This is a genomic window from Pseudomonas sp. Irchel s3f19 (assembly GCF_900187555.1).
Classification (GTDB): domain Bacteria; phylum Pseudomonadota; class Gammaproteobacteria; order Pseudomonadales; family Pseudomonadaceae; genus Aquipseudomonas; species Aquipseudomonas capeferrum.
Map to the genome: position 1 here is coordinate 227,749 of NZ_FYDW01000002.1, position 26,243 is coordinate 253,991.

A 26,243-nucleotide genomic window follows, 5' to 3' on the forward strand; every position below is an offset into this window, starting at 1 on the left:
TGTTAGCCTACTTGGCTTTCACAAAAAAAGACTGACCCTCAATGGAATGCAGCCAATGACCCGGACCTCTTCCCCTCCCGCTGAAGAGCAGCATCTGCAGCGCAACCTGACCAACCGCCACATCCAGCTCATCGCCATCGGCGGCGCGATCGGCACTGGCCTGTTCATGGGCTCGGGCAAGACCATCAGCCTTGCCGGCCCATCGATCATCTTCGTCTACATGATCATCGGCTTCATGCTGTTCTTCGTCATGCGCGCCATGGGCGAACTGTTGCTGTCGAACCTCAACTACAAGTCGTTCATCGACTTCTCCGCCGACCTGCTGGGCCCCTGGGCCGGCTACTTCACCGGCTGGACCTACTGGTTCTGCTGGGTGGTCACCGGCATCGCCGATGTGGTGGCGATCGCCGCCTACACGCAATTCTGGTTCCCGGAACTGCCACAGTGGATACCCGCGCTGACCTGCGTGGCGGTGCTGCTGTCGTTGAACCTGGTGACCGTGAAGATGTTCGGCGAACTCGAGTTCTGGTTCGCCCTGATCAAGATCGTCGCCATCCTCGGCCTGGTTGCCACCGGCCTGTACATGGTCATCAGCGGCTTCGAGTCGCCGAGCGGGCGCACCGCGCAGCTGGCCAACCTGTGGAACGACGGCGGCATGTTCCCCAATGGCCTGATGGGCTTTTTCGCCGGCTTCCAGATCGCCGTGTTCGCCTTCGTCGGTATCGAATTGGTCGGCACCACTGCCGCCGAAGCGAAAAACCCAGAGCGCACCCTGCCCCGGGCGATCAACTCGATCCCGATCCGTATCATCGTGTTCTACGTGCTGGCACTGCTCGCGATCATGGCCGTGACCCCGTGGCGCGACGTGGTACCGGGCAAGAGCCCATTCGTCGAATTGTTCGTCCTGGCCGGCCTGCCGGCAGCGGCCAGCATCATCAATTTCGTGGTGCTGACCTCGGCGGCCTCGTCGGCCAACAGCGGCGTGTTTTCCACCAGCCGAATGCTCTACGGCCTGGCACAGGAAGGTGACGCGCCGAAGGCACTGGAGAAACTGTCGCGCCGCGCGGTACCGGCCAACGGCCTGTACTTCTCCTGTACCTGCCTGTTGCTGGGCGCGGTGCTGATCTACCTGATTCCTGACGTGGTCGAGGCGTTTACCCTGATCACTACGGTTTCGGCGGTGCTGTTCATGTTCGTCTGGACGCTGATCCTGCTGTCGTACTTGAAGTACCGCAAAACCCGCGCAGCGCTGCACCAGTCTTCGAAGTACAAGATGCCCGGCGGGCGCTTCATGTGCTACGTGTGCCTGGCCTTCTTCGCCTTCATCCTGGTGTTGCTGAGCCTGGAGGCGGATACCCGTTCGGCGCTGCTGGTAACGCCGATCTGGTTCGTGCTGCTGGCCGTCACCTACCAGGGTGTGCGCAGCAAGCGCCACCCGCGCGCGGCTGTACGCAACAACTGATGCAGCAAGGGGCTGCTTTGCAGCCCCAATGCTGTGCACGCAAATCTTTCAAGCACCAACCTGGCTCCTTCCCGCGCCCCAATACCTCGCACACCCCGTCTATTACGCGCCTCTCGCCATTCGGCACACCCCTTGCAATGCCCCTCCCGCTTGGCCAACACCAAAAAAACCAGCGGAGAGAGCACATGAAGCGTCGCAGTCTGATCAAGGCCTTTACCCTCAGCGCATCGATTGCGGCGATGGGCCTTAGCTGGAGCATCCAGGCCGCCGAGACCATCAAGGTCGGCATCCTGCATTCGCTGTCGGGGACCATGGCCATTTCCGAGACCTCGCTCAAGGACATGGCGCTGATGACCATCGACGAGATCAACGCCAAGGGTGGCGTGAATGGCAAGATGCTCGAACCGGTGGTGGTCGACCCGGCATCCAACTGGCCGCTGTTCGCCGAGAAAAGCCGCCAGCTGCTGACCCAGGACAAGGTTGCCGTGGTGTTCGGTTGTTGGACATCGGTGTCGCGCAAGTCGGTGCTGCCGGTGTTCGAAGAGCTCAACGGCCTGCTGTTCTACCCCGTGCAATACGAAGGCGAAGAGATGTCGCCGAATGTCTTCTACACCGGCGCCGCGCCCAACCAGCAGGCCATCCCGGCCGTGGAATACGTGATGAGCGAAGAAGGCGGCAGCGCCAAGCGCTTCTTCCTGCTGGGCACCGACTACGTCTACCCGCGCACCACCAACAAGATCCTGCGTGCCTTCCTGCACAGCAAAGGCGTGGCCGACAAGGACATCGAAGAGGTCTACACCCCGTTCGGCCATGCCGATTACCAGACCATCGTCGCCAACATCAAGAAGTTCTCTGCCGGCGGTAAAACTGCTGTCATCTCTACCGTCAACGGCGACTCCAACGTGCCGTTCTACAAAGAGCTGGCCAACCAGGGCCTGAAGGCCACCGACGTGCCAGTGGTAGCCTTCTCGGTGGGTGAAGAAGAACTGCGTGGCATCGACACCAAGCCGTTGGTGGGCCACCTGGCGGCGTGGAACTACTTCGAATCGGTGGATAACCCGGTGAACCAGAAGTTCGTCGCCGACTGGAAGGCCTACGCCAAGGCCAAGAACCTGCCCGGCGCCGACAAGGCGGTGACCAACGACCCGATGGAAGCCACCTATGTGGGCATCCACATGTGGGCGCAGGCGGCGGAAAAAGCCAAGTCCACCGAGGTCGACAAAGTGCGCGAAGCCTTGGCTGGGCAGAGCTTCAAGGCACCGTCCGGCTTCACCCTGACCATGGACAAGACCAACCACCACCTGCACAAGCCGGTGATGATCGGCGAGATCCAGGATGACGGGCAGTTCAGCGTGGTCTGGGAGACCGAGCAGCCACTGCGAGCACAGCCTTGGAGCCCGTTCATTCCGGGTAACGACAAGCGCCCTGATTACGCAGTGAAAGGTAACTGAGTGCACTGGGGCTGCTGTGCAGCCCATTCGCGGGACAAGCCCGCTCCCACAGGTCTTGAGAACAGCCTCGAGCCTGTGGGAGCGGGCTTGCCCCGCGAAGCATCCACACTGATTTCCAGGATTGCCCGCATGCTCAGACTCCTGCTCATCTTGCTCCTTATGCTGCCCCTGGCATCCCAGGCCAGCGAGGGCGAATTCTTCCTCAGCGCCAAGCCCGCCGAACAGGCTCGCCTGCTCGAAGGCTGGGCGGCGCAACCCGATGCCGCGCGCCTGGCGCTGCTGGCAAACCTGCGCCAAGGCCGCATCGCCGAAGGCGACACCCGCAAGGTGCGCCTGAACAACCGCCTGCGTGGCCTGATCGACAACGCCCTGGCCAGCCACCAGTTGCTCAGCGACAACAGCGACGCGCGCCTGGCCGCCGCCCAGCAACTGCAGAAGAGCGCGCAACCGGCGCAGATGGCCTTCCTCGACCGGCGCTTCGCCAACGAAGCGGACCCTGCCGTACACGCCGCCCTCGGCCTTGCCCTGGCCAACCTGCAGTTGGGCGCCAGCGAGCCTGCGGTACGCCTGGCCGCCGTGCGCCTGCTCGGCGAGACCGGCGACCCGGTCGCCCGCACCCGCCTGGAGGCGCTGCTGCAGCCCGGCGTCGAAAGCGATGCCGGCGTGCGTACCGCTGCCGAAACCAGCCTGGCCCAGGTCAAACGCAAGCTGCTGGTTGGCGAGCTGCTGGGCCAGGCGTTCAGCGGCCTGTCGCTGGGGTCGATCCTGCTGCTGGCGGCGCTGGGCCTGGCGATCACCTTCGGCCTGCTCGGGGTGATCAACATGGCCCACGGTGAAATGCTGATGCTCGGTGCCTACAGCACCTACATGGTCCAGGTGCTGCTGCAGCGCTACGCCCCGGGCGCCATCGAGTTCTACCCGCTGCTCGCCCTGCCGGTGGCGTTCGCCGTCAGCGCCGGGGTCGGCATGGCGCTGGAGCGCACGGTGATCCGCCACCTGTACGGCCGCCCGCTGGAAACCCTGCTGGCGACCTGGGGTATCAGCCTGATCCTGATCCAGGCCATCCGCCTGATCTTCGGCGCGCAGAACGTCGAAGTGAGCAACCCGGCGTGGCTGTCCGGTGGTGTCCAACTGCTGCCGAACCTGGTGTTGCCGTACAACCGCCTGGTGATCATCGGCTTCGCCCTCGCCGTGGTGCTGCTGACCTGGCTGCTGCTCAACCGCACGCGGCTCGGCCTGAACGTGCGCGCGGTGACGCAGAACCGCAACATGGCCGCCTGCTGTGGCGTGTCCACCGGGCGCGTCGACATGCTCGCCTTCGGCCTCGGCTCCGGTATCGCCGGGCTCGGTGGCGTGGCCCTGAGCCAGGTCGGCAACGTCGGCCCGGACCTGGGCCAAAGCTATATCATCGACTCGTTCCTGGTGGTGGTACTCGGCGGTGTCGGGCAACTGGCCGGCAGCCTCTGGGCCGCCTTCGGCCTAGGCATCGCCAACAAGCTGCTGGAGCCGCAGATCGGCGCGGTGCTTGGCAAGATCCTCATCCTTGCGTTGATCATTCTGTTCATCCAGAAGCGCCCGCAAGGCCTGTTCGCCCTCAAGGGACGGGTAATCGACTGATGAACCAGCCACTGCTTGTCACCGCTTCGCAAAAAGCCGGGCCGCGCCTGTCGCTGGCCATCGGCACTGTCGTCGTGCTGTTGCTGCTGGCACTACCACTGCTGTCGTTGCTGCCGGCCGACCATGCCCTGCAGGTCTCGGCCTACACGCTGACACTGGTCGGCAAAATACTCTGCTACGCCATCGTCGCCCTGGCCCTGGACCTGGTCTGGGGCTATGCCGGGCTGCTGTCGCTCGGCCACGGGCTGTTCTTCGCCCTCGGCGGCTACGCCATGGGCATGTACCTGATGCGCCAGGCCGCCGGCGATGGCCTGCCGGGTTTCATGACCTTCCTGTCGTGGACCGAGCTGCCCTGGTACTGGGCCGGCACCCAGCATTTTGCCTGGGCCCTGTGCCTGGTGGTGCTGGCGCCTGGGCTGCTGGCGCTGGTGTTCGGCTTTTTCGCCTTCCGCTCGCGGATCAAGGGCGTTTACTTCTCGATCATGACCCAGGCCCTGACCTTTGCCGGCATGCTGCTGTTCTTTCGCAACGAGACCGGGTTTGGCGGCAACAACGGCTTTACCAGCTTCCGCACCATTCTGGGCTTTGACATTGCCGCGCAAGGCACACGGGCCGTGCTGTTTCTGCTGACTGTCGGCCTGCTTCTGGCCAGCCTGTACCTGTGCTGGCGCCTGACCACCAGCAAGTTCGGCCGGCTGCTCACTGCCGTGCGCGACGCCGAGAACCGCCTGATGTTCTGCGGTTACGACCCGCGCGGCTTCAAACTGCTGGTGTGGGTGCTGAGCGCCGTGCTGTGCGGCCTGGCCGGCGCGCTGTATGTGCCCCAGGTGGGCATCATCAACCCCAGCGAAATGTCGCCGACCAATTCCATCGAAGCCGCTGTCTGGGTCGCCCTTGGCGGGCGTGGCACGTTGATTGGCCCGCTGCTGGGCGCAGGCCTGGTCAATGGCATGAAGAGCTGGTTCACCGTGGCGTTCCCCGAGTACTGGCTGTTCTTCCTCGGTGCGCTGTTCATTCTGGTCACTCTGTACCTGCCCAAAGGCGTGGTGGGCCTGCTGAAGAAAAGGAGCCAGCCATGAGAGGCGTGCCCCCGGTTCATCCCGAGTTCATGCTGGAGCCGGTGTTCGACACCCTTGGCGCCAGCCGCGACGCCATCGGCCTCGGCCAGAGCCGCAAGGCCGGCCTCGATATCCGCCACGGCACGGTGCTGAGCCTGGAAGACATCAGCGTCAGCTTCGATGGGTTCAAGGCGCTGAATGGTTTGAACCTGTACATCGGCGTCGGCGAACTGCGCTGCATCATCGGCCCCAACGGCGCCGGCAAGACCACGATGATGGACGTGATCACCGGCAAGACCCGCCCCGACAGCGGCAGCGCCTTTTTCGGCGACACCCTCGACCTGACCCGCATGAGCGAATACCAGATCGCCCAGGCCGGGGTCGGCCGCAAGTTCCAGAAGCCCACGGTGTTCGAGGCGCTGACGGTGTTCGAGAACCTGGAGCTGGCGCTGAAGGCCGACAAGTCGGTGTGGGCCAGCCTGGCCGCGCGCTTGAGCGGCGAGCAACGACAGCGCATCGAACACGTGCTGGCCACCCTGCGCCTGCTACCGCTGGCGCAGCGCCAGGCAGGGTTGCTGTCCCACGGCCAGAAGCAGTTTCTGGAGATCGGCATGCTGCTGGTACAGGAGCCGCAATTGCTGTTGCTCGACGAGCCGGTGGCGGGCATGACCGATGCCGAAACCGAGTTCACCGCAGAGCTGTTCAAGGGGCTGGCCGGCACGCATTCGCTGATGGTGGTGGAGCACGACATGGGGTTTGTCGGCAGCATTGCCGACCATGTGACGGTGCTGCACCAAGGCAGCGTGCTGGCGGAGGGCTCGCTGGCGCAGGTGCAGGCGGATGAGCGGGTGGTCGAGGTTTATCTGGGCCGATGATCCTCACAGCCAGCGCACAAACTTCCAGGACATGACATGCTGAAAATCGACACACTGCACCAATACTACGGCGGCAGCCACATCCTGCGCGGCCTGTCCTTCGAGGCCAAGGTCGGCGAGGTCACGTGCCTGCTGGGCCGCAACGGCGTGGGCAAGACCACCCTGCTGCGCTGCCTGATGGGCCTGGTCGCAGCCCGCGAAGGCAGCGTCGAATGGGAAGGCAAGCCGATCACCATGCTCAAGCCCCAGCAACGGGTGCAGGCCGGTATCGCCTACGTGCCCCAAGGCCGCGAAATCTTCGCGCGGCTGACCGTGGAGGAGAACCTGTTGATGGGCCTGTCGCGCTTCCCCGCCCGCGAGGCCCGTGAAGTGCCCGCCTTCATCTACGAACTGTTCCCGGTACTGGAACAGATGAAACAGCGCCGCGGCGGCGACCTGTCCGGCGGCCAGCAACAGCAGTTGGCCATTGGCCGCGCCTTGGCCAGCCGCCCGCGCCTGTTGATACTCGACGAGCCCACCGAAGGTATCCAGCCTTCGGTGATCAAGGAAATCGGCGCGGTCATCCGGCGCCTGGCCCAACGTGGCGACATGGCCATCCTGCTGGTGGAGCAGTTCTACGACTTCGCCGAAGAACTGGCCGACCAGTACCTGGTGATGGCCCGCGGCGAGATCATTCAGCGTGGGCGTGGGGATAACATGCAGGCAGAAGGTGTACGCGGGCTAGTAACCATTTAATCTGCGCCCATCGACCTTGTGAGACGCTGCAATGAGCCACGAAATCCGCGACGCCTTGCCCGCCGATGTGCCGGGCATCCTCGACATCTACAACGACGCCGTGCGCAACACCACGGCGATCTGGAACGAAACACCCGTCGACCTGGGCAACCGCCAGGCCTGGTTCGAGGCCCGTGCGCAGCAGGGCTACCCGATTCTGGTGGCGGTGGATGAGAGCGGCGTGCTGGGTTATGCGTCGTTTGGCGACTGGCGGCCGTTCGAGGGCTTTCGCAATACCGTGGAGCATTCGGTGTACATCCGCGGCGACCAGCGCGGCAAGGGCCTGGGGCCGCTGTTGATGGGCGCATTGGTGGAACGCGCGCGGGGTTGCGGCAAGCACGTGATGGTGGCGGCCATCGAAAGCGGCAACGCGGCGTCGGTACGCCTGCATGAGCGGCTGGGGTTCGTGGTGACCGGGCAGATGCCGCAGGTGGGGGTGAAGTTCGGCCGCTGGCTGGACCTGACGTTCATGCAGCTGATGCTGAACCCGGGGGCTGAGCCGGCCTGAACGTGAGGGTGCCGGTGCAGGCCCCTTCGCGGGGCAAGCCCGCTCCCACAGGGACCTCACAGTCCTTGATTGTGCTGTAACTGTGGGAGCGGGCTTGCCCCGCGAAGGGGCCCGCACTGGCCTCATCCCAGTTGGGTGAACCTGCCCAAGCGCTGTTTCAGCATGTTGTTCTCACTGCGCAGCTGCTGCACTTCCTGCAACAGCTCCAGCGCCAGCGCCACGCCTTCCCACTCCAGTTCCAACTCCTGGTGCAGCTTCGCCGCGCGCTTGGCCAAAAGCGGCGCCTGATCGTCGAACAACCAGTCCTCAGGCGTTCGCCCAGAGGGTTCGACGATGCCGTGCTCGACTATTTCGATCACGTAGTCCGCCGTAATGTCGGCTTCCTGGCAGAGGGTGCGCATGTCCAGTTGAACGATCAGGGTGCTGCTCATGATCACTTACTCCATTGTGCCCTCGGGTTGAACGCGGCCTTCTCGGAAAGCTTGGCCCACAGTTCACGGGTCGACTCGTCGGATGCAGTCGGCATGACCACCTTGAGCTGCGCATAGAGGTTGCCGCGCTCGCCCTGCTTGTTGGCCAGGCCCTTGCCCGGTACGCGCAGGCGCTGGCCGCTCTGGCTGTCGGGACGGATGGTCAGGTTGATCTTGCCGTCCAGGGTCGGCACCGCCACCTTGGCGCCCAGTGCCGCCTCCCACGGTGCCAGTGGCACGGTGATTATCAGGTCATGGCCTTCGACATCGAACAGCGGGTGCGGTGCCATGCGGATGGTCAGGAACAGGTCGCCGTTGGGCCCGCCGCCACTGCCCGGCGCCCCCTGGCCCTTGAGGCGAATGCGCTCGCCGTCGGTCACCCCGGCGGGGATCTTGACGTTCAGGGTCTTGGTGGTGAACCCGGTGCGCTGCCCGGCGGCATTGGTCTGCGGCACCTGGAAGCTGATCTGCTTGGACTCCTTGCTCAGGGTCTCTTCAAGGAATACCGCCAGTTCCAACTCCACGTCCTGCCCTCGCCTGCCTGCGCTGCGCTGTTGCCGGGCGCCGCCAAAGGGGTTGCCCCCCCGCGCGCCAAAAATCGAGCTGAAGAAGTCGGAGAAGTCACCGCCTTCGAAACCACCGCCCGCACCACCGCCGCGGTTTTCCCAGCCCGGCGGCGCCTGGAACGGCCGGCCATGTTGGCCACCGTACTTGCGGATTTCGTCGAATTCGGCACGTTTCTGCGCGTCACCGAGCACTTCATAGGCCTCGTTGGCCTCTTTGAACTTGTCCTCGGCGTCGCGCTCCTTGCTGACATCGGGGTGATACTTGCGTGCCAGCTTGCGGTAGGCGGCCTTGATCGCCTTTTCGTCCGCCGTGGGCTCTACGCCAAGTATCTTGTAATAGTCTTTGAAGTCCATTTATGGATCACCAATGTGAATTTGCGTGTTGCCACTGAAGATAGGGGTCAAGCATAGCCTTTCAAGGGCCGCTTGGGATTGCTGTATGGCAGACGACTGGTCTTGATTCTGTTGCCAACTGGCATAAACTGCGCGGCCGTTTTGCCTCCGGAAACCTTTTTCCCATGTCTGACGTATCCCCGGCCCGTGCCCTTGGCATCGACTTTGGCACCTCCAACTCCACGGTCGGCTGGCACCGCCCTGGCCTTGAGTCGCTGATTGCCTTGGAAGACGGCAAGATCACCTTGCCTTCGGTGGTCTTCTTCAACATCGAGGAGCGTCGCCCGGTGTATGGCCGCCTGGCGCTGCACGAGTACCTGGAAGGCTACGAAGGCCGCCTGATGCGCTCGCTCAAGAGCCTGCTCGGCTCCAAGCTGATCAAGCACGACACCAGCGTGCTGGGCAGCGCCTTGCCGTTCAAGGACTTGCTGGGCATGTTCATCGGCGAACTGAAAAAGCGCGCCGAAACCGCCGCCGAGCGCAGCTTCGACCAGGTCGTGCTGGGCCGCCCGGTGTTCTTCGTCGATGAAGACCCGGCCGCCGACCAGGAAGCCGAAGACACCCTGGCCGACGTGGCGCGCAAGATCGGCTTCAAGGACGTGTCGTTCCAGTACGAACCGATTGCCGCAGCCTTCGACTACGAGTCGAGCATCAGCCGTGAAGAGCTGGTACTGATCGTCGATATCGGCGGGGGTACCTCCGACTTTACCCTGATCCGCCTGTCGCCCGAGCGCCACCTGGTGGCCGAACGCCAAAGCGATATCCTCGCCACCGGTGGCGTGCACATCGGCGGTACCGATTTCGACAAGCAGCTGAGCCTGCAGGGCGTGATGCCGTTGTTCGGCTATGGCAGCCGGATGAAGAGCGGTGCGTTGATGCCGACCAGCTACCACCTCAACCTGGCCACCTGGCACACCATCAACGCCTTGTACTCGCAGAAGTCGCAGCTGGCCCTGGGCAACATGCGTTACGACATCGAGGACACCCTCGGTATCGACCGCCTGTTCCAGCTGATCGAACAGCGCGCCGGCCACTGGCTGGCGATGGAAGTGGAAGCCAGCAAGATCGAGCTGACCGAACAGGACAGCCGCCGCATCGACCTGCGCCGTGTCGAGCCTGAGCTGACCGCCGAGCTGACCCGTGCGGTGTTCGAAGAAGCGATCGATAGCCTGCTGGAGCGCGTGCGCGGCAGTGTCAGCGAGCTGCTGAACAAGGCCGGTGTGAGCGAAGGGCAAGTGGATACGGTGTTCTTTACCGGGGGGTCCAGCGGGATTCCGGCGCTGCGTAACAGCGTGGCGGCGATGTTGCCCAATGCACGGCATGTGGAAGGCAACATCTTTGGCAGCATTGGCAGCGGGTTGGCGATCGAGGCACGCAAACGCTACGGCGTTATCTGAACGATCTTGGGGCCGCAAAGCGGCCCCAAGATCTCAGCTCAAACCAGTTCCACTCGCTTCAGCTCGCTCTTCAGATACGCATAGTAGATCGGCCCCGCCACCACCCCCGGCAAGCCGAATGCCGCCTCGAACACCAGCATCGCCAGCAGCAGTTCCCACGACTTGGCACTGATCTGCCCACCCACGATCCGCGCGTTGAGGAAGTACTCGACCTTGTGGATGACGATCAGATACCCCAACGCCGCCATCGCCACCCAGATCGACAATGACAACCCGACGATGGTGATCAGGGTGTTGGACATCAGGTTGCCGATCACCGGCAGCAGCCCAAGCAGGAAGGTCAGCACGATCAGCGTCTTGGTCAGCGGCAGATGCACCCCGAACATCGGCAGCACCACGGCCAGGAAGATGCCGGTGAAGGTGGTGTTGAGCAGCGAAATCTTGATCTGCGCGAAGACAATGTTGCGAAACGCCTGCACCAGCAGGCTCAAGCGTTCGAACAAGGCTGCGGCCAACGGTTTGCGCCGAGAAATGTCGGGGATACGCTGCAAGGCCACGATGGCGCCGAGGATCATGCCGATCAGCAAGGTGACGAACATGTGCGCCATGCCCTTGCCTACCAGTTGCAGCTCGCCCAGGTGGCTTTTGAGCCAGTCGCCGATGGCCACCTTGAACTCGGCGGCACTGGCCGGCAGGTAGCCTTCGATGAACGGCGGCAGTTGCCCACGGGCCCGCTCGACCAAGGCCATGAACTTGTCCAGCGAAGCCCCGGGGTTCTCCGCCTCGTGCAGCAGGAAGCTGAATGCGCCGGCAATCAGCAGGGTCAGAGTAATGACCACCAACGTGCCGAGCAGGGCCACGGCCAGCCAGCGGGCGCGCTGCCCGGCGATCAGTGGCTGCAACCGCGGCGTCAGCATGTTGACCAGTTCGAACACCAGCAAACCGGCAAGCAGGCTCGGCAGCAACTTCAGGGGCAGCGCCAGCAACAGGCCGGCAAACACGATGATCCAACTGGCCAGGGTGATCTGGCGGGGGGTGAAGGTCATACAGCCTCAGGGGCAGACAACGGAAAAGACCCGCAGTCTGCCAGCCTTCGCCCTACAGGCATAGGCGCAGGTCATTTCTTCTTCAGGCAGTCGCTCATGTACGCCTTGCGCTCGTCACCCTTGAGTGCCTTGGTGCTGGCGTCGGCGTTGCAGGTCTTCATCTTTTCCTGCTGGGTTGCAGGTACGCTCTTCTTCAGGCAGTTGCTCATGAACGCCTTGCGTTCATCGCCCTTGAGCGCCTTGGCGCTGGCGTCGGCGTTGCACGAGGTCATCTTTTCCTGTTGCGCAGTGGCGGCGAACCCCTGTGCGCTGAACAATACAGCCAACACCAGCAATGGCATTTGCAGCAGCTTCATGGAGTGGTCTCCTTGTCTCCGCGCCCGATGCACGGTGGTGCCACTGAGTGTAGACAAGATTTTTTACACTCATTTCAGCCGCCAGCCCGCGCCTGACGCCGGTACTGCTCCGGTGTGCAATTGGCCTGGCGCTGGAACATGGCGATGAAGGCCGAGGCGCTGCTGTAGCCGAGGTCGAAGGCAATGGCCTGGATCGGCAAGCCTGCCTCCAGCATCTCGATGGCACGCAGAAAGCGCAGGCGCAGGCGCCACTCGCCAAAACCGATGCCCAGTTCGCGGATGAACTGGCGGGCCAGGGTACGTTCGCTGACATGCACCTGCCGCGCCCAATCGGCCAGCGGGCGATTGTCGCCCGGGGCACGGCTCAAGCCATCGAGCACCTGGCCCAGGCCCTCGCTGCGGGCGAAGGGCAAGTAGCAGGTCTGGGTCGGCGCCAGCAGCAACTGGTCGAGCAGCACCTGCACCAGGCGCTGGTCGCGTTCGTCCTGCGCCACGTTCAGGTCACGCCGGGCGAAGTCGCCGAGGATGGCCTTGAGGATGTCGCTGATGACCAGGCTGCACGGCTGCTGCGGCAACCCGGTGCACAAGCTGCGGTCCAGGTAGAGCGAGCGGTAGACGATGGCCTGGGGGTTGTAACAGCCATGCTCGATGCCCGGTGGCACCCACACGGCGTAGTGCGGCGGCGAGAGGAAGCGCTGGCCTTCGACATCCAGGTGCATGACACCGTGGGCCGCGTAGTTCAGCTGGCCCCAGGCGTGGCGGTGGGGGGCGCTGTGGGTATCGGCGCCGAACTCGTCGTGGCGCAAGTACACCGGCGCCGGGAGCCGGTCGAAACCAGGGATGTCGAGGTATTTGCGCGGCATGCTGTCTGCTTTGAAGGGCGGATTGTCTGGATACAAGTATAGGCTTGCGGACAGACAACGGATAATGCCGGGCAACCTGGGCCTGCTACGCAGCAGCCCAAAATTCCTGGTCTAACCCAGAGTTGCACCTTTATGAATTACCTGTTCCCCCTCACCGCCATCCTTATCTGGGCCGGCAACACCGTGGTCACCAAGCTGTCGGCCGGTGTCATCCACCCCGCCGAGATCGGCTTCTACCGCTGGCTGCTGGCCGGCCTGCTGTTCACCCCCTTCCTGCTGCCCGCCGTGTGGCGCAACCGTGCAGCCATCCGCCCGCACCTGGGCAAGGTGTTCGTCCTCGGCGTGCTGGGCATGGCGTTGTACCAGAGCCTGGCGTACTTCGCCGCCAGCATCACCAGCGCCACCAACATGGGCATCATCCTCTCGCTGATGCCATTGATGTCGCTGGCGCTGTCGATTGCCTGGCTCGGCCAGCGCCTGACCTTCGGCGCCCTGGTCGGGGCCCTGGTGTCGTTTTTCGGCGTGCTTGAAGTGGTCAGCGCAGGCCAACCCGGGGCCTTGCTGGAACAGGGCCTGAACAGCGGCGACCTGCTGATGCTGGTGGCCACCCTGGCCTATGCGCTGTACAGCTTCCTGCTGAAAAAATGGCAATTGCGCCTGCCGCCCTTGCAGTTGCTGTACCTGCAGGTGCTGGTGGCCATCGTCGTGTTGCTGCCGCTGTTCCTGCTGTCGGACAAGACCGGCCTGAATGCCCACAACGTCGGCCTGGTGCTGTACGCCTGCGTGCTGGCCTCGATGATCGCCCCGCTGGTGTGGATGCAGGCCGTGCACCGCCTGGGGCCAAGCCGCACCACGCTGTTCTTCAACCTGCTGCCCTTGGTCACCGCGCTGATCGCCGCTGGTGTGCTCGATGAACAGCTGGCCAGCTACCACCTGGTCGGCGGCCTGTTGACCCTGCTGGGGGTGATCCTGGCCGAGCGCTGGACCACACCCGTACGCCGCAGCCTTACAGCCCCGCAGCCTTGAGCCGGGCGGCGTGCTCGGTGAACAGGCGCACCGGCTCGGCGCCCTTGCCCACGGCGCCGAGCGACTGGTTGACGATGTCCAGGTGGTCGAGCGGGTAGTCGTCGCCGATCACCTGCCCCAGGTGCGAGCTGAAGCGCCCGACCATGCCATCGCAATGGCCCTTTTCCTTGACGAAACGGCGGGCGAACAGGCGGCAGAAGCGGTTGCTGCCGTCAAAGCGGTTGCGCCCCTGGTCGGTCAGGCCGGGCTGCAAGGTGCCTGACCAGGAGTAGTAGCGTACGCCGTTGACCTCTGCCGGCCCTTCGCCGCCCCAGGTGTCGGGCAGGCCCTGTGGATAAGCCTGGTTGAACAGCGCCACCCCGGCACTGGTCAGCGCCTGGTGCGAGGCGTGCACGTCGATGGGCAATGGCTCGCGGCGCCAGCCGGTTTCCAGCCACACCAGCAGCACCGCCAGGCAGTGCAGCGCGCCCTTGAGGATACGCCCCTGCGGCGAGTCGCCCGGCGCCGTACGGTGCAGGTGGTCGGCCAGTTCCGAGCCATGGTTGGGCCCCGCCACGGACGTCACCGAGGCCACCCGCTCAGGCCGTTTGGCCGCGGCATAGCGCGCGTCCAAGGCGCCCTGGCTGTGGCCAATCAGGTTGACCTTGTCGGCACCGGTGCGCTGGCAGATGGCTTCGATGATCGCCAGCAACTGTTCACCCCGCACCTCACTGGCGTGCAACGGCGAGACTTGCACGGGGAACACCTGCGCCCCGCCCTTGCGCAGGGCCGGCACGATGCCGAACCAGTAGGGGTAGAGCAGCACCCGGACGAAACCGAGCATGCCCGGCACCAGCACCAGTGGGTATCGCGTGGCCAACTCCTGCGGCATAGCCCCTGCCCCTTTGCGTGGTCGACCGGCCAACACTACAGCGGCCTGGATGACCATCGCAATCGAACTCCTGGCGCGCCGTGCGGTTCCAAACCAAACAGACCCTGAGCAAGGAGCGGGACCATGTACAAACAGACCCTGGCAATCCTTCTGGCCAGCGCAACACTTGCCGCTTGCGGCAGCCGACCGGAGAACCCGGTGGACTACGTTACCTACCGTGACGAGCCGCTGGTCAAGCAAGTGGAGCACGGCATGACCATGCAGAAAGTGATCGCCATTGGTGGCAGCCCATCCAATGCGATCGACCTGCCCCACGGCGGCACCTGCAACGACTACATCCTCAACCGCGACGGCAAGCAACAGGCGTACTACGTGCGCTTCGACGCCACCGGCCATGTCGATGCCAAGGGCTTCAAGACTTGCAAGCAACGAGAAGAGGACAGCGAAGCCGTACCCGGCGCGTGAGCCTACGCAACACCTTGACCACCCGTCCTGATCTTTTTGGAGATAACCATGAGCAACGTTGAACTGACCGATGTGCAAACCCTGCGCGAACGTGCCCGCCAGCACGTCGAGCAAGGCGCCGTGACCGAGGGCTACCATGCCGACCGCCAAGAGATCCTGCGCCTGCTCAACGAGTCGCTGGCCACCGAGCTGGTCTGCGTGCTGCGCTACAAGCGCCACTACTTCATGGCCAGCGGGATCAAGGCGAGCGTGGCGGCCGAAGAGTTTCTGGAGCATGCCAACCAGGAAGCCGAGCACGCCGACAAGCTGGCCGAGCGGATCGTGCAGTTGGGCGGCGAACCGGACTTCAACCCCGACAACCTGACCAAGAACTCCCATGCCCAATATGTGGCGGGCAATAACCTGAAAGAAATGGTGCTGGAAGACCTGGTGGCCGAGCGGATTGCGATCGACAGCTACCGCGAGATCATTCAGTACATTGGTGACAAGGACCCGACCACGCGGCGCATCTTCGAAGACATCCTGGCGCAGGAAGAAGAGCACGCAGACGATATGTCCGATCTGTTGCAAGGTTTGTAATCGAAAGGGGGCTGCCCTGCAGCCCATTCGCGGCACAAGGCCGCTCCCACAAGTATTGCTCGGTGTTGTGGGAGCGGCCTTGTGCCGCGAATGGGTCGCAGAGCGGCCCCTTACATTATTTCTTGCCTTTGACCGCCGCCGGCGCCTTGCCCGCCTTCATCTGCTGCAACAACGGCGTGCACTGGTTCGGTTCGTCCCCACTGCTAGGCGCAATCAGTGCCAGCAGCCCCGCCGCGGGGCCCGCAACCACCCCCAAGGCCACCATCCCCGCCCCGCGCAAGGCCAGCGGCACCGCCTGCACACCCGCACTCGGCTTGGCAAACGGCCCGCGTACATACAGCGGCGAACGCAGCGAGAACAGCCGCAGCCCCTTCGACTCCGGGGTCACCTTCAGGTCCAGCTGCTCACTGGCAAAATTCGCCGTGCCGTTGATGTAGATGATCGCGTTCTCGGTATCGAAGATGAACAGGCGTGTGCTCGCCAGCCCATCCTTGATCCCGACGTCGGCCGCCGCGCAGTTGATCTGCACATCCTCGTCACCGAACAACTTGCCAACCACGTAGTTGCCCACGTTGAGGCCGGCAATTTCCATCAGGCTGCGGCTGATCGCGCCATCGTTGATCAGCATGCGCAGGTCGCCATTGGCCGTCCCCAGCAGCGCCGCCACCGAGTTGCCGCGGCCGGTGATGTCGGCATCGCCGTTGAGTTCGCCGAAGCTGGTCTGCATCGGCGCGAAGGTGGGGAACAGTTGCTTGAGCTTGAAGCCCCGCGCGGTCAACTGCGCCCGCCCCTGCAACGGTACGCTGCGGCCATCGAGGCGGATCCTGGAGGCCAGGTTGCCACCGGCCACGCCAAAGCGCAGCGGCTCCAAGCGCAGCAGGCCGTCTTCGAGGATCACGTGGGCAGACAGGTCGTTGAACGGCAACTGCTCGCTGTGGACGATGCGCTTGCCGGCAAACTCGACGTCGGCGTCCATGGCGCGCCAGCGTTCGGTGCGGAACTCCTCGACCGGCAATACCTTGCCCGTCGGCTGCTTGCTGGCGCCCCCGCGAGCCTTCTGCTCGGCGTTGGAGTCGGCACCGATCAGCGGCGCGAGGTCCTTGAACAGCAGCTGGTTGGAGACCAGCTTGCCGGAGAGCTTGGGCCGCGGCTGGCTGGCCACGAAGGCCAGGTCGCCGTGGATGTCGCTGTCGCCGATCTTGCCGTTGAACCCCTGGTAATTGAAGGTCGCACCTTGCGCGGCATTCAGGTTGGCAGTGAGGTGGCCATCAGTGGCGTAGGCCGGGGTGTCCGGCAGGGTCACGCCGGTCAGCGGGTAGAGGTTGCCCAGGCTCTTGCCGGACAGGCGCAGGCGCAGGTCCAGGGCGCCCAGGTTACGCGGGTCGGTCAGGGTGCCGGCGAGCACCACGTGGGTGTCGGCGATGCGCACGTCAGCCTGCAACGGGAACGGTTGGCTGGCGTCCTGCAGCGCCAGCAGGCCACCGATCTTGCCGGTGCCGGACACCGGCTGCCCTTTGTAGCGGCCCTGGGCCTTGAGGCCGAAGGCATAGTCCTGGGCGCCCGCCGTTTTCTCGGCCCGCGCCTTGCCGACGATGTCGCTGAAGGGTATCGGCTTGCCCAGCGGGTCGATCTGTACCTTCATGCTGGTCTTCAGGGTCTGGTCATCAAGGCTGACATTGCCTTGGTCAAAACCGATGGCACCGATGTCCAGCTGCCATTTCGAGGGTTCTGCGTTTTCATCCTTGGGGCCGAAGTCGAAGGTCCAGTTGGCACGGCCATCGGCCAGTCGAGTCAGGCTGGCGGTGGGCTTGGTCAGGTTGATGCGGGGGATGACGATCTGCTGGAACACCAGTGGCAGTGGCGCCAGGCGGAACTCGACACGCTCGAGGGCGACCATTTTCGGTTCCTTGAGCCAGTCTGGGTTGCCCAGGGTCAGGTCCTCGGCAATGAAGTGCGGCCACGGCACCCACGCCCGCCAACCGCCTTCTTCGGGCTCGGTACGCCACTGCACCGCAAGGTTGCCATTGATTGCGAAAGGCCGGTGCAGGGCCTCGGAAACCTTCTCGTTGAGCAACGGCTTGACGCGGTTCCAGTCGAAGGTGGCGATTACCACCACCAGTATCGCCAACAAGGTCAACAGGGTGGCAAGGGTCCAGACAAGGATTCTGGCGGGTCGCGTCATTGCGTGATTCTCCTGACGGCATGGCACAAAGCGGGCACCGGTGGCACTCATTAACTCGGACTGATGAAAACCCGCTGGGTTTTATCGGTGGCGCCATGATAACGAAGTTTTTCCTGGCGCCTTGCTCAGCATTTGGTCTGGGCAACGGCGTTGCGTTACCTGGCAAAGATGAAGGCCAAAAGCCACCAATCATGTTGAAACAACCGTGCTAGAGCCTCCAAAAAGCTCTATCAATGCTGTCGATTGTTACCATTATCCTTATGAACTTTTCTCTGGCGTTACCGGGCGTAGCATTGGCTTCGTACCCACTTTCCAGCCCCCCAGAGGAGCAACTACTCATGAAACGCCACCTGCTGACCCTGACCCTGTCGATCCTTGCTGCCAACGCCTTCGCCCTGCCAGCTGCTGACCAGCACCTGACCGCCGAATCGCGCTCCAGCGCCGCTGAAATCGCCCAGCCCCTGAAAACGGTTACCGAAGGTGGTTCGGACCGCCTGATCGAACGCACTGGCCGCGTCGCCGAAGGTGGCTCGGACCGCCTGATCGAACGCACTGGCCGCGTCGCCGAAGGTGGCTCGGACCGCTTGATCGAACGCACTGGCCGGGTAGCCGAAGGCGGTTCGGACCGCTTGATCGAACGCTCCGGCCGAGTGGCCGAAGGTGGCTCGGATCGCCTGGTTGAACTCAGCCGTGTGAGCTGATCGCCATGGCCGAAAATAACAACCTGCGGCACAATGCCTGCTCACCTCCAAGCCCGGTCCATTGACCGGGCTTCGTTTTATTATCTAGAGTGCCCTGCCTCGACCGACACAGAACCCTGACCCATGCTGCCGCGTGCCGAACAGAAGCTACAGACCCGCCAGGCCTTGCTCGATGCCGCCTGCCAGCTGATGGAGAGTGGCCGTGGTTTCGGCAGCATCAGCCTGCGCGAAGTGGCGAAAACGGCAGGTATCGTACCCACCGGTTTCTACCGGCATTTTCCCGATATGGACGCCCTGGGCCTGGCTCTGGTGGCCGAGGTCGATACCACCTTCCGCCAGACCATCCGTCTGGTGCGCCAGAACGAATTCGAGTTTGGCGGCATCACCGACGCCTCGGTGCGCATCTTCCTCGACGTGGTCGCCGCCCACCGGGCGCAGTTCCTGTTCCTGGCCCGTGAGCAATACGGTGGCTCGCAGGCGGTACGCCAGGCGATTGCCCGCCTGCGCCAGGACATCAGTGACGACCTGGCCACCGACCTTGCGCGCATGAAACGCTGGCAGCACCTGGACGGTGCAGCACTGGCGGTGATGGCCGACCTGGTCGTGAAGACGGTATTTGCCACACTGCCCGAGCTGATCGACAACCCTGATTCAGGTTATCCACAGGCGCTGTCCGCGCAGGAAAAGATCACCCAACAGCTGCGCTTCATCTTCGTCGGCGCGCGGCACTGGCAAGGCCTGGGTAACCCGGGCTGAAGCGCAGTTCTGCTACCATGGCGCACTGCCCGATTGTGACGAGCGCATTCATGTCCGACCCCCGCCCCACTCCGCCCGAACTGGCCCGCTTCAACCAGCACTTTGCCGAGCTTATCGTGCCGCTGTGGCAAGGCCCGGGCTGGAACGTCGAAATGGCCCTGCCCTTCGAGGCCCTCGATGCCCAGCACCGGCCGTTGCCGGTTCAGCGCTATCGAGCGATGGCCTGCGCGCGCCAGCTGTACCTGTTCAGCAGCCGCATCGAGCAGCCGGGCGCGGCAGAGCGGGCAGCGGCGTTGTTCCGCTCGCTGCAGCGGCATTTCCACGATGCCGAGCACGGCGGCTGGTTCTACAGCATCGATGCCGAAGGCAAGCCACTGGACCGGCGCAAGGACCTCTACACCCACGCGTTCATCGTGTTTGCCTGCGCGCATTACTGGGGCAAGGTCCACGACAGCCTGGTGGAGTCTGCGCTGAACGCTGCCCTGGCGATCGTCAGCACGCAGTTCGCCCGCGACGACGGCCTGTACGAGGCCAGCCTCGCTGAAGACTGGACCGACCTTGGCAGTGGCCCGCTGCAGAACCCCCAGATGCACTTGGCCGAAGCCTTCCTGCAGGTGCTTGCCGTGCGTGAAGATGCCAGCGTGCAGCAGGGACTGCTGCAGTTGTGCGATGCCCTGCTGGCACAGTTCATCGAACCGCAGCACGGCTTGATGCTGGAAAAACCACGCGATGCTGTGGATAACTGGTTCGAACCGGGGCATCAGTTCGAATGGTTCTACCTGCTCGACACCTCGCCACTGTTACGCGGCACCCCGCTGCATGGCGCCATTGCCCGGGCGTTCGATTATGCCGAGCAGTGCGGGGTAAAGGATTCGGCGGTATTGGCAATGCTGGCTGTGGACGGCAAGGTCATCGATGCCACCCAGCGGATCTGGGCCCAGGCGGAGTACCTGCGGGCGCTGGCGTTGCGCTCAGGCAACGAAGCCAAGCTTGCGCAGCAGTTGCAGGCGATGACGCAGCGGTTCCTGCATGACGGCGGCTGGTATGAATGCCGGGACGGCGAAGGCGCTGTCAGCCGGCATGACATGCCTTCGACTACGCCTTATCACTTGGCGACCTGCCTGGCAGGGCTGCAGCGCTTGGAATGACCTGACATTTTTACCAGTTTCGGTTCTCAAGACGCGTTGATAGCGTAAAGGCTCCCCTAAAGAGGAGTTCAGTCATGGGCAACGAAATTCTGAAGGCTCACTTTCAAACTGAAATTGAGGCTACCGGTAAGGACATCGCGGCTTCCAAGCTTGAGAAGAACAAACTGCTGCATGAGCGAAAGCTTGGTTTGCTTGCAAGCCTTTTGAGGTATGTCGAGGGGCAGCCGAGTAGAGAAGATGCCATGCTCGCTGATGTCGTCAACGATATGCTGCAAGCCCTGCAACTTCTGAACCCCAACGAGACTTTCCGAGACAACTGAAGGCCTGCGGCAGCATGGGCGTGCCATGGGCACGCCCGGGGATGCTGATCAGCCCTTGGGCGACCGGTCGATCGAGAACCCTGCCCAGTCCTGGCTCACCGGCATCAGCTCCAGGCTGTTGATGTTGATGTGCGCAGGCTGGTTGAGGATCCAGAAGATGGTCTCGGCAATATCCTGCGGCTGGATCGGCTCTGCACCCGCGTAGGTGGCGTCGTACTTGGCCTGGTCGCCACCGAAACGCACCAACGAGAACTCGCTCTCGCACAGCCCCGGCTCGATGTTGCTGACGCGCACGCCAGTGCCGCGCAGGTCGCAGCGCAGGCTCAGGGAAAACTGCCCGACAAACGCCTTGGTGCCGCCATACACGTTGCTGCCCGGGTACGGGTAATTGCCCGCCACCGAACCTACGTTGAGGATCGACGCGCCGCGGCCATGTGCGATCAACCGAGGCAGCAGCAGGCGCGTGGTGTAGATCAGGCCCTTGATGTTGGTGTCGACCATGGTTTCCCAGTCGTCCAGGCTGCAGTTCTGCGCCGCATCGACGCCCAGCGCCAGGCCTGCGTTGTTGACCAGGCCGCGCAGCTTCTCAAAACCGGGCGGCAGCGTGGCGATGGCCTGTTCCATGGCGTTGCGGTCGCGCACATCCAGGACCAGCCCGTGCACGTCGGTCTTGGCCGACAGTTCGGCACACAGGGCGTCCAGGCGCTCTTTACGCCGGCCAGTGAGGATCAGCTTCCAGCCGGCCTCGGCGAAACGTCGGGCGGTAGCTTCACCGAAACCGGAAGTCGCGCCAGTGATGAATACGGTGGACGTCATGCTCTGTTCCTCGCTGTGGATTAATTTCGGCAGGGGGTTGCAGCATGCCTTCGTGCTACGCAGGCAGCAAGCCATTGAAGCAACTGATCAAATATTGACCATATCGGCGAAAGCCCCGTTGCAGAGGGCCTGGCGTCATGTATGCGCATGTTATCCACAAGGCTTTCCCCACAGATTGGGGGCAACTTGTCGGGGTAGCGGAACCCTTTCAGCGTTCCAGGGTCGGTGGATATCTTTTTAGTGATGGCGCAAGGCTTTCAACCATGCCGCTTGCAGCGGTATGTCCAAGGGTTTTGCACAGAGTTATACACAGGTGCTCAAAGCGATTACACACAGCTGCATGTGGTTAAAAATCCCTGAAAAATCATCCACAAGGGCAAACCGATCAAAAAACGATCAGATGCCTGCAGGCCTCGACAGCAAAGGGCTACAGCGAGGTGCACCCATGTTTTCCACAGGCAGCTCCACATTATCCGTGGGTAAAACAAGGCTGTGGAAACAATGGCCTAGGCTGGAGTTGTGTGGAGGCCTGGGAGCGATGTGCAGCAAGTTGTCCACATTTACAGCGGGGGCTGCTTTGCAGCCCCCGAATCAACTCAGTGCCCGCCCAGATAGGCGCTACGCACCTCTTCATTCACCAACAACTCTTGCCCCGTCCCGGTCATGCGGATTTCTCCGTTGACCATCACATACGCCCGGTCCGACAGTTTCAGCGCATGGTTGGCGTTCTGCTCCACCAGGAAAATGGTCATGCCGGTCTTGGCCAGCTCACGCAAGGTGGCGAAGATCTGCTTGACCACAATCGGCGCCAGCCCCAGCGACGGCTCATCGAGCAGCAGCAACTTCGGCCGGCTCATCAGCGCACGGGCGATGGCGAGCATCTGCTGCTCGCCCCCCGACATGGTCATCGCCCGCTGGGTACGCCGCTCCTTCAACCGCGGGAACAGTTCGTACATGCGCTCCATGTCCTCCTTGGCATATTTGTCGCCAATCGGGATGGTGCCCATCATCAGGTTTTCTTCGACGGTCATGTCGGGGAATACCCGCCGCCCTTCCGGCGACTGGGCAATGCCGTTGGAGGCGATGTAGTGCGACGACTTGCGGGTGATGTCGGTGCCGCGGTACACGATGTGCCCCGACGCGGCGCGCGGCTGGCCGAAAATCGACATCAGCAGGGTCGACTTGCCGGCACCGTTGGCGCCGATCAGGCTCACCGTCTCGCCCTCGTTGATGTGCATCGACACCTTCTTCAGCGCCTGGATCGGCCCGTAGAACACATCCAGGTCCTTGAGCTCGAGAATGGGTGCACTCATACCAGTTCCTCTTCGTCTGCACCCAGGTAGGCGGCAATCACCGTCGGGTTGTTGCGGATTTCCTGTGGCGCGCCTTCGGCGATCACGTTGCCATGGTCGAGCACGACGATGTGGTCGGAGATGCTCATGACCATGCCCATGTCGTGTTCGATCAGCACCACGGTGATGTCGTGCTCGTCGCGCAGCACGCGGATCATGCCACTCAGGGCCTCGGTTTCCTGCGGGTTGAGGCCGGCAGCCGGTTCGTCCAGGCAGATGATCTTCGGCCGCGTGCACATGGCCCGGGCAATTTCCAGGCGCCGCTGCTGGCCGTACGACAACTCACCGGCCAGGCGGTTGGCGCAATCGACCAGATCGACCACCTCCAGCCAGTAGAACGCATGGTCCAGGGCATCGCTCTCGGCCTTGCGGTAGGCCTTGGTGTTGAGCACCCCGGCCAGCAGGTTGCGGTTGACCCACATGTGCTGGGCCACCAGCAGGTTTTCCACCACCGACATTTCCTTGAACAAGCGAATGTTCTGAAAAGTCCGGGCAAGGCCTGCCCGGTTCACCAGGTGGGTGCCGCCGAACATCTTGTAGTACAGGCGGTTGGCAAAGCGTGCGGGCGATATGAAGTCGGCCGCCTGGAAGCGCTCGCCGAGCAACTGGATGACGTTGGTTTGACTGCCGCGCACGTTCAGTTCGATGCGCCCGCCGCTGGCCTTGTAGAAGCCTGTGAGGCAGTTGAACACCGTGGTCTTGCCGGCACCATTGGGGCCGATCAGGGCAAAGATCTGATTGCGCCGGACCTTGAGGCTGACATCGCTGAGCGCCTTGATGCCGCCAAACTGCATCATCAGGTTGTCGACCGAAAGAATGATTTCGTCGCTCATGGCGCCACTCCTTTACGCGGAACCACACCGGTACGGCTGATGCGGATCAGCCCACGCGGTCGCCAGATCATCATCAGCACCATCAGCACGCCGAACAGCAGCACGCGGTACTCGGAGAAGCTGCGCAGCAACTCCGGGGCCACAGTCAGCACGAACGCCGCGATCACTACGCCCACCGTCGAACCCATACCGCCCAGTACCACGATGGCAAGGATCAGCGCCGACTCGAAGAAGGTGAACGACGACGGGTTGACGAAGCCCTGGTAGGTGGCGAAGAACACGCCGGCCAGGCCCGCAGTGGATGCCCCGAGGGTGAAGGCCGAGAGCTTGACCAGCACGTGATTCAGGCCCATCGAGCGGCAGGCGATCTCGTCTTCACGCAGCGCTTCCCAGGCGCGACCGACTGGCATACGGGTCAACCGGTGCTTGATGTACAGCACCGCCAGCACCACCAGGAACAATACGGCGTAGATGAACACGAACTTGAGGTTGGCGTTGTAATCGAAGCCGAAGAACTCGTGGATCGGCACCCCGCCGTCCTTGGCTCGACGGCCGAACTCCAGGCCGAAGAAGGTTGGCGACGGCGCCGGCATGCCGTTCGGCCCGCCGGTGAACGACAACCAGTTGTTCAATACCAGACGGATGATCTCGCCAAAGCCCAGGGTCACGATCGCCAGGTAGTCACCGTGCATGCGCAACACCGGGAAGCCGAGTATGCACCCCGCCAGCGCTGCGGCGATGGCCGCCAGCGGCAGCACGCTCCAGAAGCCCAGGCCCAGGTACTGGTAGCCCAACGCCAGGCCATAAGCGCCAATGGCATAGAACGCCACGTACCCCAGGTCGAGCAGGCCGGCCAGGCCGACCACGATGTTCAGCCCTAGGCCCAGCAATACGTAGATCAGGCCGAGGATGACCACGGTCAGCAGGTACTTGTTGGCAAAGATCGGGAAGACGATGGCGATCACGATCAGCGCCGGGATGATGTAGCGCAGGCGTGACTTGTAGTTCGGCGCGTTCACATGCACGCCCGAGCCACCACTGTCGAAGCCTTGCAGCATGCGCCGTCCAGCGCCGCTCTGCAGGTACAGGCTGAGCAGGAAGCGCCCGACCATTACACCACCGACCAGCCACGCCACGCGGCGGGGTTCGGCATTGAAGGTGTAGCCGTCGAGCACCACGCCGACGACCGGGCCAAAGACAATGAGCGCCAGCAGGCCGGCGACGAAGGTCTCCAGCAGGCTGCGTTTGAGGTCGAAACCGTTGGTTTCGGAAACAGGGGCAGTTTTGGCAGTGGACATGTTCACACCTTAGCCACGAGCGGGCGACCCAGCAGGCCTTGGGGACGGAAGATGAGGATCAGCACCAGCAGCGAGAAGCTGAACACGTCCTTGTAGTCGGAGTTGATCAGGCCAGAGAACAGCGACTCGGAAATGCCCAGGATGATGCCGCCAAGCATGGCCCCCGGGAGCGAGCCGATGCCGCCCAGTACCGCCGCCGTGAACGCCTTGATGCCGATGATGAAGCCGGCGTAGAAGTCGAAGGTGCCGTAGTTCATGGTGATCAGCACGCCCGCCAGGGCGGCCATTACCGCACCGATGACGAACACGTAGGAAATCACCCGGTCGGTGTTGATGCCCAGGATCGAGGCCATCTTGCGGTCTTGCTGCGTGGCGCGGCACATGCGGCCGAGCTTGGTGAACTTGATCACGTAGGTGAGCAGGCCCATGCCTACGAACGCGGCAATCAGGATGAAGATCTTGGTGTAGGTCAATTGCACGAAGCCGGTGCCGACTTCGATGCGCATGGCGCCTTCCAGCAGGGTCGGCACGCCTTGCTGGCGAGCGCCCTGGCTGATCTGAGCGTAGTTCTGCAGGATCAGCGAAATACCGATGGCACTGATCAGCGGTGCCAGGCGGGTGGAGTTGCGCAGGGGCTTGTAAGCGATGCGTTCGATGGTAAAGCCATAAACGCCCGTGACGACGACGGTGAACAACAGCGTGCCCAGCATGAGCAGCGGGAACGACTCGACGCCGAAATAGGCCAGCAATGCCAGGCTGATTGCCGCGAGGTACGCGGAAATCATATACACCTCGCCGTGCGCGAAGTTGATCATGCCGATAATGCCATAGACCATTGTGTAGCCGATGGCGATCAGGCCATAGACCGACCCGAGGGTCAGGCCGTTGACCAGTTGCTGCAGGAAAATACCATCCATAACGCAATCTCACCTGAGTGAGACTGCACAAGTACCGACCACGGCAGGTCCCGGATGAAGCGGCCCTCGCAGCGCAGAACTGTGCAGATCTCCGAATAAAGACAGGTACCGCAGGGGCATTGGCCCGGGCGCGTGCCCGGGCT

The 26,243-nt window shown here is 63.1% G+C and carries 27 protein-coding genes; 15 read left to right on the forward strand and 12 right to left on the reverse strand.

Annotated elements, in window-relative coordinates:
• The first annotated feature begins 55 nt into the window (after positions 1-55).
• The 7 genes from cycA (at position 56) to CKW22_RS05015 (ending at position 7,745) form a co-directional block, all read left to right on the forward strand.
• Complete coding sequence (cycA, locus tag CKW22_RS04985; protein ID WP_047582351.1) at positions 56-1,462, forward strand: D-serine/D-alanine/glycine transporter; 1,407 nt, start codon at positions 56-58, stop codon at positions 1,460-1,462.
• A gap of 185 nt (positions 1,463-1,647) precedes the next feature.
• Positions 1,648-2,913 (forward strand): urea ABC transporter substrate-binding protein, encoded by a 1,266-nt coding sequence (gene urtA, locus CKW22_RS04990; protein ID WP_033701760.1) that lies wholly within the window; start codon positions 1,648-1,650, stop codon positions 2,911-2,913.
• Between the two features lie 129 nt (positions 2,914-3,042).
• Positions 3,043-4,530: an urea ABC transporter permease subunit UrtB gene (urtB, locus tag CKW22_RS04995; protein WP_095063871.1), complete on the forward strand. Its 1,488-nt coding sequence runs from the start codon at positions 3,043-3,045 to the stop codon at positions 4,528-4,530.
• Positions 4,530-5,609: an urea ABC transporter permease subunit UrtC gene (urtC, locus tag CKW22_RS05000; RefSeq protein ID WP_033701763.1), complete on the forward strand. Its 1,080-nt coding sequence runs from the start codon at positions 4,530-4,532 to the stop codon at positions 5,607-5,609. The genes urtB and urtC overlap by 1 nt, the downstream gene beginning before the upstream one ends.
• Positions 5,606-6,463: an urea ABC transporter ATP-binding protein UrtD gene (urtD, locus tag CKW22_RS05005; protein WP_033701764.1), complete on the forward strand. Its 858-nt coding sequence runs from the start codon at positions 5,606-5,608 to the stop codon at positions 6,461-6,463. Before urtC ends, urtD begins: the two co-directional genes overlap by 4 nt.
• 36 nt (positions 6,464-6,499) lie before the next feature.
• Entirely contained in the window at positions 6,500-7,198 is a 699-nt protein-coding gene (urtE, locus tag CKW22_RS05010) for an urea ABC transporter ATP-binding subunit UrtE (protein ID WP_033701766.1), read from the forward strand.
• Between the two features lie 31 nt (positions 7,199-7,229).
• Complete coding sequence (locus CKW22_RS05015) at positions 7,230-7,745, forward strand: GNAT family N-acetyltransferase (RefSeq protein WP_033701767.1); 516 nt, start codon at positions 7,230-7,232, stop codon at positions 7,743-7,745.
• A 122-nt stretch (positions 7,746-7,867) separates the two neighbouring features.
• Here the strand turns inward: CKW22_RS05015 and CKW22_RS05020 are convergent, their stop codons facing one another.
• Positions 7,868-8,176, reverse strand: coding sequence for a chaperone modulator CbpM (locus tag CKW22_RS05020; protein WP_033701768.1), 309 nt, complete (start codon positions 8,174-8,176; stop codon positions 7,868-7,870).
• A gap of 2 nt (positions 8,177-8,178) precedes the next feature.
• Positions 8,179-9,135 (reverse strand): curved DNA-binding protein, encoded by a 957-nt coding sequence (gene cbpA / locus CKW22_RS05025; protein WP_033701769.1) that lies wholly within the window; start codon positions 9,133-9,135, stop codon positions 8,179-8,181.
• A gap of 164 nt (positions 9,136-9,299) precedes the next feature.
• On the opposite strand from cbpA, the gene CKW22_RS05030 reads away from it, so the two are divergent.
• Positions 9,300-10,571 carry an Hsp70 family protein gene (locus CKW22_RS05030; protein WP_033701770.1) on the forward strand — a complete coding sequence of 424 codons (1,272 nt, stop codon included), beginning with the start codon at positions 9,300-9,302 and terminating at the stop codon, positions 10,569-10,571.
• A gap of 38 nt (positions 10,572-10,609) precedes the next feature.
• Here CKW22_RS05030 and CKW22_RS05035 read toward each other — a convergent pair whose 3' ends face one another.
• The 3 genes from CKW22_RS05035 to CKW22_RS05045 form a co-directional block, all read right to left on the reverse strand.
• A complete protein-coding gene (locus CKW22_RS05035; protein WP_033701772.1) occupies positions 10,610-11,617 on the reverse strand; it encodes an AI-2E family transporter in 1,008 nt (335 codons plus the stop codon).
• 71 nt (positions 11,618-11,688) lie between these two features.
• Positions 11,689-11,973 (reverse strand): PsiF family protein, encoded by a 285-nt coding sequence (locus tag CKW22_RS05040; RefSeq protein WP_047582340.1) that lies wholly within the window; start codon positions 11,971-11,973, stop codon positions 11,689-11,691.
• A gap of 74 nt (positions 11,974-12,047) precedes the next feature.
• Positions 12,048-12,836 carry a helix-turn-helix transcriptional regulator gene (locus tag CKW22_RS05045; protein WP_033701774.1) on the reverse strand — a complete coding sequence of 263 codons (789 nt, stop codon included), beginning with the start codon at positions 12,834-12,836 and terminating at the stop codon, positions 12,048-12,050.
• Positions 12,837-12,968: 132 nt separating this feature from the next.
• Between CKW22_RS05045 and CKW22_RS05050 the strand changes: the two genes are divergently transcribed.
• Entirely contained in the window at positions 12,969-13,862 is an 894-nt protein-coding gene (locus CKW22_RS05050) for a DMT family transporter (RefSeq protein WP_095063872.1), read from the forward strand.
• On the opposite strand, the gene CKW22_RS05055 is transcribed toward CKW22_RS05050, so the two are convergent.
• Positions 13,843-14,733, reverse strand: a complete 891-nt coding sequence (locus CKW22_RS05055; RefSeq protein ID WP_095063970.1) for a triacylglycerol lipase — start codon at positions 14,731-14,733, stop codon at positions 13,843-13,845. The genes CKW22_RS05050 and CKW22_RS05055 overlap by 20 nt on opposite strands.
• Positions 14,734-14,856: 123 nt before the next feature.
• Here CKW22_RS05055 and osmE point away from each other — a divergent pair, with 123 nt between their 5' ends.
• Positions 14,857-15,198 carry an osmotically-inducible lipoprotein OsmE gene (osmE, locus tag CKW22_RS05060; protein ID WP_033701777.1) on the forward strand — a complete coding sequence of 114 codons (342 nt, stop codon included), beginning with the start codon at positions 14,857-14,859 and terminating at the stop codon, positions 15,196-15,198.
• A gap of 48 nt (positions 15,199-15,246) precedes the next feature.
• Positions 15,247-15,777, forward strand: coding sequence for a bacterioferritin (locus CKW22_RS05065; RefSeq protein WP_033701778.1), 531 nt, complete (start codon positions 15,247-15,249; stop codon positions 15,775-15,777).
• 115 nt (positions 15,778-15,892) lie between these two features.
• Here the strand turns inward: CKW22_RS05065 and CKW22_RS05070 are convergent, their stop codons facing one another.
• The gene (locus CKW22_RS05070; protein ID WP_095063873.1) at positions 15,893-17,959 is read right to left on the reverse strand and encodes an AsmA family protein; all 2,067 of its coding nucleotides are present in this window, start codon (positions 17,957-17,959) and stop codon (positions 15,893-15,895) included.
• Positions 17,960-18,297: 338 nt separating this feature from the next.
• On the opposite strand from CKW22_RS05070, the gene CKW22_RS05080 reads away from it, so the two are divergent.
• From CKW22_RS05080 to CKW22_RS05095, 4 genes are all read left to right on the forward strand, one after another.
• Positions 18,298-18,660 (forward strand): hypothetical protein, encoded by a 363-nt coding sequence (locus tag CKW22_RS05080; RefSeq protein WP_033701780.1) that lies wholly within the window; start codon positions 18,298-18,300, stop codon positions 18,658-18,660.
• A 123-nt stretch (positions 18,661-18,783) separates the two neighbouring features.
• Positions 18,784-19,416, forward strand: a complete 633-nt coding sequence (locus CKW22_RS05085) for a TetR family transcriptional regulator (RefSeq protein WP_033701781.1) — start codon at positions 18,784-18,786, stop codon at positions 19,414-19,416.
• 50 nt (positions 19,417-19,466) lie between these two features.
• Positions 19,467-20,564 carry an AGE family epimerase/isomerase gene (locus CKW22_RS05090; RefSeq protein ID WP_095063874.1) on the forward strand — a complete coding sequence of 366 codons (1,098 nt, stop codon included), beginning with the start codon at positions 19,467-19,469 and terminating at the stop codon, positions 20,562-20,564.
• A gap of 74 nt (positions 20,565-20,638) precedes the next feature.
• Positions 20,639-20,884: a hypothetical protein gene (locus tag CKW22_RS05095; RefSeq protein WP_047582332.1), complete on the forward strand. Its 246-nt coding sequence runs from the start codon at positions 20,639-20,641 to the stop codon at positions 20,882-20,884.
• 48 nt (positions 20,885-20,932) lie between these two features.
• Here CKW22_RS05095 and CKW22_RS05100 read toward each other — a convergent pair whose 3' ends face one another.
• From CKW22_RS05100 to CKW22_RS05120, 5 genes are all read right to left on the reverse strand, one after another.
• Positions 20,933-21,700 carry an SDR family oxidoreductase gene (locus CKW22_RS05100; protein WP_095063875.1) on the reverse strand — a complete coding sequence of 256 codons (768 nt, stop codon included), beginning with the start codon at positions 21,698-21,700 and terminating at the stop codon, positions 20,933-20,935.
• A 596-nt stretch (positions 21,701-22,296) separates the two neighbouring features.
• Positions 22,297-23,013 (reverse strand): ABC transporter ATP-binding protein, encoded by a 717-nt coding sequence (locus tag CKW22_RS05105; RefSeq protein WP_033701785.1) that lies wholly within the window; start codon positions 23,011-23,013, stop codon positions 22,297-22,299.
• The gene (locus CKW22_RS05110) at positions 23,010-23,885 is read right to left on the reverse strand and encodes an ABC transporter ATP-binding protein (protein ID WP_047582330.1); all 876 of its coding nucleotides are present in this window, start codon (positions 23,883-23,885) and stop codon (positions 23,010-23,012) included. Before CKW22_RS05110 ends, CKW22_RS05105 begins: the two co-directional genes overlap by 4 nt.
• Positions 23,882-25,183 (reverse strand): high-affinity branched-chain amino acid ABC transporter permease LivM, encoded by a 1,302-nt coding sequence (gene livM / locus CKW22_RS05115; RefSeq protein WP_095063876.1) that lies wholly within the window; start codon positions 25,181-25,183, stop codon positions 23,882-23,884. Before livM ends, CKW22_RS05110 begins: the two co-directional genes overlap by 4 nt.
• 2 nt (positions 25,184-25,185) lie before the next feature.
• Positions 25,186-26,100, reverse strand: a complete 915-nt coding sequence (locus CKW22_RS05120; RefSeq protein WP_033701789.1) for a branched-chain amino acid ABC transporter permease — start codon at positions 26,098-26,100, stop codon at positions 25,186-25,188.
• Between the last annotated feature and the right edge of the window lie 143 nt (positions 26,101-26,243).

Excerpts from the sequence above, each read along its gene's own strand:
- cbpA (WP_033701769.1), bottom strand. The coding sequence starts at position 9,135 with ATGGACTTCAAAGACTATTACAAGATACTTGGCGTAGAGCCCACGGCG.
- urtD (WP_033701764.1), top strand. The coding sequence starts at position 5,606 with ATGAGAGGCGTGCCCCCGGTTCATCCCGAGTTCATGCTGGAGCCGGTG.
- CKW22_RS05090 (WP_095063874.1), top strand. The coding sequence starts at position 19,467 with ATGTCCGACCCCCGCCCCACTCCGCCCGAACTGGCCCGCTTCAACCAG.
- cycA (WP_047582351.1), top strand. The coding sequence starts at position 56 with ATGACCCGGACCTCTTCCCCTCCCGCTGAAGAGCAGCATCTGCAGCGC.
- urtE (WP_033701766.1), top strand. The coding sequence starts at position 6,500 with ATGCTGAAAATCGACACACTGCACCAATACTACGGCGGCAGCCACATC.
- CKW22_RS05040 (WP_047582340.1), bottom strand. The coding sequence starts at position 11,973 with ATGAAGCTGCTGCAAATGCCATTGCTGGTGTTGGCTGTATTGTTCAGC.
- CKW22_RS05030 (WP_033701770.1), top strand. The coding sequence starts at position 9,300 with ATGTCTGACGTATCCCCGGCCCGTGCCCTTGGCATCGACTTTGGCACC.
- CKW22_RS05045 (WP_033701774.1), bottom strand. The coding sequence starts at position 12,836 with ATGCCGCGCAAATACCTCGACATCCCTGGTTTCGACCGGCTCCCGGCG.
- CKW22_RS05085 (WP_033701781.1), top strand. The coding sequence starts at position 18,784 with ATGCTGCCGCGTGCCGAACAGAAGCTACAGACCCGCCAGGCCTTGCTC.
- CKW22_RS05065 (WP_033701778.1), top strand. The coding sequence starts at position 15,247 with ATGAGCAACGTTGAACTGACCGATGTGCAAACCCTGCGCGAACGTGCC.
- urtC (WP_033701763.1), top strand. The coding sequence starts at position 4,530 with ATGAACCAGCCACTGCTTGTCACCGCTTCGCAAAAAGCCGGGCCGCGC.
- CKW22_RS05055 (WP_095063970.1), bottom strand. The coding sequence starts at position 14,733 with ATGCCGCAGGAGTTGGCCACGCGATACCCACTGGTGCTGGTGCCGGGC.
- CKW22_RS05100 (WP_095063875.1), bottom strand. The coding sequence starts at position 21,700 with ATGACGTCCACCGTATTCATCACTGGCGCGACTTCCGGTTTCGGTGAA.
- CKW22_RS05110 (WP_047582330.1), bottom strand. The coding sequence starts at position 23,885 with ATGAGCGACGAAATCATTCTTTCGGTCGACAACCTGATGATGCAGTTT.
- CKW22_RS05020 (WP_033701768.1), bottom strand. The coding sequence starts at position 8,176 with ATGAGCAGCACCCTGATCGTTCAACTGGACATGCGCACCCTCTGCCAG.
- CKW22_RS05095 (WP_047582332.1), top strand. The coding sequence starts at position 20,639 with ATGGGCAACGAAATTCTGAAGGCTCACTTTCAAACTGAAATTGAGGCT.
- CKW22_RS05080 (WP_033701780.1), top strand. The coding sequence starts at position 18,298 with ATGAAACGCCACCTGCTGACCCTGACCCTGTCGATCCTTGCTGCCAAC.
- CKW22_RS05070 (WP_095063873.1), bottom strand. The coding sequence starts at position 17,959 with ATGACGCGACCCGCCAGAATCCTTGTCTGGACCCTTGCCACCCTGTTG.
- CKW22_RS05050 (WP_095063872.1), top strand. The coding sequence starts at position 12,969 with ATGAATTACCTGTTCCCCCTCACCGCCATCCTTATCTGGGCCGGCAAC.
- urtA (WP_033701760.1), top strand. The coding sequence starts at position 1,648 with ATGAAGCGTCGCAGTCTGATCAAGGCCTTTACCCTCAGCGCATCGATT.
- osmE (WP_033701777.1), top strand. The coding sequence starts at position 14,857 with ATGTACAAACAGACCCTGGCAATCCTTCTGGCCAGCGCAACACTTGCC.
- CKW22_RS05105 (WP_033701785.1), bottom strand. The coding sequence starts at position 23,013 with ATGAGTGCACCCATTCTCGAGCTCAAGGACCTGGATGTGTTCTACGGG.
- urtB (WP_095063871.1), top strand. The coding sequence starts at position 3,043 with ATGCTCAGACTCCTGCTCATCTTGCTCCTTATGCTGCCCCTGGCATCC.
- CKW22_RS05015 (WP_033701767.1), top strand. The coding sequence starts at position 7,230 with ATGAGCCACGAAATCCGCGACGCCTTGCCCGCCGATGTGCCGGGCATC.
- livM (WP_095063876.1), bottom strand. The coding sequence starts at position 25,183 with ATGTCCACTGCCAAAACTGCCCCTGTTTCCGAAACCAACGGTTTCGAC.
- CKW22_RS05035 (WP_033701772.1), bottom strand. The coding sequence starts at position 11,617 with ATGACCTTCACCCCCCGCCAGATCACCCTGGCCAGTTGGATCATCGTG.
- CKW22_RS05120 (WP_033701789.1), bottom strand. The coding sequence starts at position 26,100 with ATGGATGGTATTTTCCTGCAGCAACTGGTCAACGGCCTGACCCTCGGG.